Here is a 3,205-nt window from a genome sequence, read left to right as displayed (position 1 = left end):
AACTGGGGGTAATAAATATCAATCCAGCAGGGTTTAGCATCCTTGTTTTTATCAGGTAGAACAGCTGCATATATGGAGAAGTCAAACCTAAAAGGACAATTACTGCTATAATTTTGGTATTTGTTTTTAGGAAGGTCAATTTTATAATAACCACGCGGTTTAGGCGTATAGTCAGCTCCACATGAAGAAAAAAGGCTAGCAAAAGAAAAAAGGGCAATCAAAAAATTCCGCATCATCAGCTATTCCAAATTTCCCAGGATTTTTCAGCCTGCAAGTGCAACATTTCCAAACCATTTTTGATGGAAGCACCCTTCGCCTTACCACGTTTAAGAAATTCGGTTTCTAGGGGATTATACACCAAATCATAAAGCAAATGTTTACTTGTCAGCAATTCATAAGGAATTTCTGGGTATTCGGTCGTATTGGGTGCGGTACCTACCGGACTCGTATTGATGATCAGCGTATATTCTTTTAGAACGTCTGCATCAAGCTTTTTATAGGATAATTGCTTCCCTGTTGCACGCCGTGAAACCTTTTTGAAGGAAATTCCAAGTTTTTTAAGCACATAAGCAATAGCTCTAGAAGCACCACCTGTGCCTAAAATTAACGCTTTATGATGATGCTTTTTTAATAGAGGCTTCAAGGATTGTTCAAAGGCGAAAGCATCTGTATTGTAACCCTCTAAGCTCATTTGCATAGATGATAACTCGCCACTGAAAAAAGCCTCTACCGGCTGTCGATTAACAATCTTGATACAATTTACTGCATCAATCTCTTTAGCTGCAGGATCTACCTTATCCAAATAAAACATCACTCCAATTTTATGAGGAACGGTTACATTTAATCCGCATAAATCGGGATTGGCATTAATTAACTCTGGCAAATCGCTTAGATTAGGCAGAGGGTAGAGCTCATACTCATAATTGTCAAGTCCTTCCTTTAAGAACTTCTCTGTAAAGTACTTCTTCGAAAAAGAATGCGATAAGGGATATCCAATCAAGCCGTATTTTTTCATATTATTCTATAAAATGAGGCTTTCAACCGAAAACAATTTCTATTTAGCTTCCATATCAAGGAAATGATCAAAAGTATCACTTCTTAGTCCCAAACGTAATGTCTCAACAGGAATTACATCTGCAGGTGCAATATTTCCAAGATTAATATTTGTTCCAATCAATTTAATAAACCAAACTTGTTGTGCTTTTTGTGGAGCTTCCCAGATAATGGTTTCAGCAGGAATTTGAGTTAAAATCTCATCAACTAGCCCCTGTCTTACCTCGCCAGAATCTCTGTATAAGCCAACATTGCCACTTTCACGAGCTTCAGCAATCACCTTCCACGATCCAGCTTCAATTTCAGCTTGCATTAAGCTAATCCACTTGTATGGCGCAAAAATCTTAGCCGCATCTTTCGATCCAACCTCAGAAATTACCGTTACTTGCTCACTTAACTTACGGATATACTCACATTTTTCATCATGAGGTATAGTAATTGAACCATCAGATACTTCAGCAAACTTCATTTCGTATTTATCCAAAATTCTACGATAATCATCAAACTGATTTCTGATGATAAAAGCTTCGAATAGAGTTCCTCCGAAATACACAGGAATCTGAGCATCACGATATATTTTTAACTTATTTTCGAGGTTAGGGGTTACATAAGAAGTAGCCCAACCTAATTTAACAATATCTGTATGCGGACCGGCAACTTCTAGGAAATCTTCTACCTGACGAATACTAAGTCCCTTATCCATAACCATGGTAAGTCCGTTAACACGAGGTTTTTGAGTACGATCAGGAATGCTTTTTAGTGTATAATTCATTTGTTAATCTATTGCTTTAGAATAATATATAGGACCAATGCTTAATCTTATGATTAAAAAAAGGTTTTTATAATTTTTTGCAAATTTCCGAAAAAAAATTAAGACCTAAGGACTAATAATTTTATTGATTTTTCAACGGGTATATCTATTAATAATATCAATAATAACCTTATTTTCATGGAGCTGAGGTAGATATTCAAAAAGGATATGGTGTTTCTCAGGGTCAGAATTCAATGCTGTTTCAAGATATACCAAAGCTTCCTCAATTTGATGGGCTGCAAAAAGGTAGGCCACCATACGATAATAAAGCTCTGCAGAGTCGGGATTATTCTTTATGCCATCAGAAATTACTTCAATTGCTTCATCAAGCTTCTCTTGCTCAAATAAAACAGAGGAATAATCAAGCCAGCCCTCAATATCTACCGGATTGAGTTCAAGCACTTTTTGATAGGCCTTCTCAGATTCGTCAAGCTGCTTAAGCTTATACTGGGCATCTGCAATTGCGAACCAGTAATCTGCATTTTTATCATCTAGATCTAGAGCCTTCTTGTAAAAATATAATGATTCGAAATATCGCTCCTCAAAATCGAGGGTCACACCTATACCAAACCAAGCATCCGATTGTGAAGGATCAAGTTTAACTGCTTTTTTATAATAGGAGCGGGCTTCATCCATTTGCTCCAATTTTTCATAGCACTCGCCAATAGCAGTATAGGTATCCCCGCTTGGCGGTTCATACTCGAAAGTATGCTTATAAACCTCGATTGCCTCTGTATAGCGGTCCAAATTAACCAATGCATTTCCCTTATTAAAATAGGCAGAAGCAAAATTATCCTTTATTAGGATTGCATAATCATAGGCGTCAATTGCCTTTTCAAACAAATCCATTTTATTAAATGCATTGCCCAAATTATACCATGCAGCATAAGAATAGGGTTCATTATTGATGTATTGCTCGTAAAATCTAATGCTCTCTTCCTGCTTGTCGAGCACATCATAACAAAATGCGAGCTCATAAAGTGCATCTTGATTTTCCATGTTCTGCTCCAAACATCTCTTCAAGTAAATAACTGCATGCTCATAATCGCCCATACTTTGATACACATAGGCAATGTGAAGTAATATTTCATCAGTGCTTTCTGCCAGGTTCAAGGCTTTTTCATAGTTATCTAAAGCATCCTGATTACGTTCCAAGCCTTCAAAGATATTGCCCCTAATGGTAAAAATATCTGCATCTGAAGGCTCCAACATCTCAGCCTTGTTTAAAGATTCAAATGCCTGGTCAAATTGATTAGTAGCTAAATATAATTGTGCCTGCTTGATAGAAAATACAGCAGCAAAGGGGTGCTGATTAATCGCATATTCAGCCACCTGAAGCGC

Annotated in this window: 3 protein-coding genes and 1 pseudogene; all 4 read right to left on the bottom strand. The window is 37.0% G+C overall.

What is annotated here, in order from left to right; all coding sequences use genetic code 11:
* Positions 1 to 236 (bottom strand): annotated as a pseudogene (locus tag ACILQF_RS12015) (gliding motility lipoprotein GldD); the annotation flags it as partial.
* Complete coding sequence (locus tag ACILQF_RS12010) at positions 236 to 1,015, bottom strand: shikimate dehydrogenase family protein (protein ID WP_395627644.1); 780 nt, start codon at positions 1,013 to 1,015, stop codon at positions 236 to 238. The gene ACILQF_RS12010 and the pseudogene ACILQF_RS12015, both read right to left, overlap by 1 nt.
* A gap of 39 nt (positions 1,016 to 1,054) precedes the next feature.
* The gene (locus ACILQF_RS12005) at positions 1,055 to 1,825 is read right to left on the bottom strand and encodes a phosphosulfolactate synthase (RefSeq protein ID WP_395627643.1); all 771 of its coding nucleotides are present in this window, start codon (positions 1,823 to 1,825) and stop codon (positions 1,055 to 1,057) included.
* A gap of 132 nt (positions 1,826 to 1,957) precedes the next feature.
* Positions 1,958 to 3,205, bottom strand: a 1,248-nt coding sequence (locus ACILQF_RS12000) for a tetratricopeptide repeat protein (protein ID WP_395627642.1), incomplete at its 5' end; no start/stop codon positions are given.

This window comes from Daejeonella sp., assembly GCF_044232565.1.
Classification (GTDB): Bacteria; Bacteroidota; Bacteroidia; order Sphingobacteriales; family Sphingobacteriaceae; genus Daejeonella.
This window is presented reverse-complemented; position numbering and strand designations above follow the sequence as displayed.